This is a genomic window from Candidatus Symbiopectobacterium sp. NZEC135 (assembly GCF_025962695.1).
The window spans coordinates 1-1710 of the sequence record NZ_JAGFPF010000347.1; the positions used below are offsets into that span (position 1 = coordinate 1).

General features: G+C 54.4%; 1 protein-coding gene and 1 pseudogene. Both read left to right on the plus strand.

Annotated features, from left to right (window positions below):
* Positions 1–160: pseudogene (locus tag J5224_RS26705) on the plus strand (PTS trehalose transporter subunit IIBC); the annotation flags it as partial.
* Between the two features lie 156 nt (positions 161–316).
* On the plus strand, positions 317–1710 hold a 1394-nt coding region (gene treB, locus J5224_RS26710; protein ID WP_264628186.1), incomplete at its 3' end, for a PTS trehalose transporter subunit IIBC.

The window sequence follows — 1710 nt, forward strand, 5'->3', positions numbered from 1 at the left end:
CGGCATTGGCGTTGGCGGTTTACCGGGTATTTTATCCATCAAGCCCCCCTTTTGGGCCATCTATTTGGCGGCAATGGCGATTGCCCTGGTGATACCAGCGCTGTTAACCATGGTGGTCTATCGCCGTAAACTGCGCAACGCGACCTTACCTTTCCAGTAAGTTATGCGTTCAATACGCCGCAGGCATCAGGTTTATCACTTGGTGCCTGACAAATCTAATAATTCGCTCGTAATACCCGTTCATCGGCGATTACCGACGCATCGTTGCCTATCCTTGATCCACCACTTCGCCCCATACAAAGAAAAGGGTAGAGAAATGAGCAAGGTACCGCCACAAACGATTGAAGACCTGATTAAGCAGCTCGGAGGGAGACAGAACATTGTCGCGCTCACGCACTGTATCACTCGATTACGCCTGGTATTACAACACCCCGAACAGGTCAACATCGACGGCATCAAAACGCTTTCCATGGTCAAAGGGTGTTTTACCCATGGCGACCAATGCCAAATCGTCATCGGTACTGACGTTGAGGCCTATTACCAGGCATTACAGGCCGCCATCGGTAAAGCCCCTGAAAGTGAGGAAACCACCCCGCACGCCATGCACCACCGGATGTCACTGTGGGAACGGGCCATTTCACATTTCGCAGAGATCTTCTACCCGCTGTTGCCCGCCTTGATCAGTGGCGGTTTGATCCTCGGCGTGCGCAACGTTATCGGGGACATTCCACTGATTGACGGTCAGTCGCTGATCGAGCGTAGTCCAATTTGCCACACGATCTATGATTTCCTCTGGCTACTGGGCGAGGCCATCTTCTACTATCTGCCCGTGGCAATCTGCTGGTCGGCGGTGAAAAAAATGGGTGGCACACCGGTGCTGGGCATTATTCTCGGCATCACACTCGTTTCACCTCAGTTGATGAATGCCTATTCTATCGGTCAGCAAATACCGGCGGTGTGGGACTTCGGCGGGTTCACGATACAGCGTATCGGCTATCAGGCGCAGGTTATTCCTTCCCTGCTGGCCGGTATTGCGCTGGCAATGATTGAGCTACGTCTTAAAAAATGGATACCGGCTTCGCTGCATCTGGTGAGCGTCCCGGTGTTGTCGCTGCTGCTGGCAGTCTTTCTGGCGCACACGGTGATAGGCCCGGTTGGGCGCAGCATTGGCGATGGTATCGCCTGGGCGATCGCAAGCGTGATGACCGGCAGCTTTGCTCCAGTCGGTGCCGCGCTGTTTGGCTTTCTCTATGCGCTACTGGTGATTACCGGCGTACATCAGACGACGTTGGCTATCGATTTGCAAATGATCCAAAGTATGGGACACACCCCGGTTTGGCCGCTGATCGCCCTGTCAAACATTGCCCAGGGTTCTGCGGTGATTGGTATTATGCTGATCAGTCGCAAGGTGAATGAACGGGAAACCTCCGTGCCAGCGGCGATTTCCGCTATGTTGGGCGTGGCAGAACCCGCCATGTACGGTATCAATCTCAAATACGGTTTTCCCATGCTGTGTGCCATGATTGGCTCGGCGCTGGCGGCACTGTTGTGCGGCGTTAGCGGCGTGATGGCCAACGGCATTGGCGTCGGTGGCTTACCCGGTATTCTGTCTATCAAGCCCTCATTTTGGAGCGTGTATCTGGTCGCCATGGCGATTGCGGTCGTGATAGCCGTGATACTGACCACCACGATGTACCGCCGGAAACAACG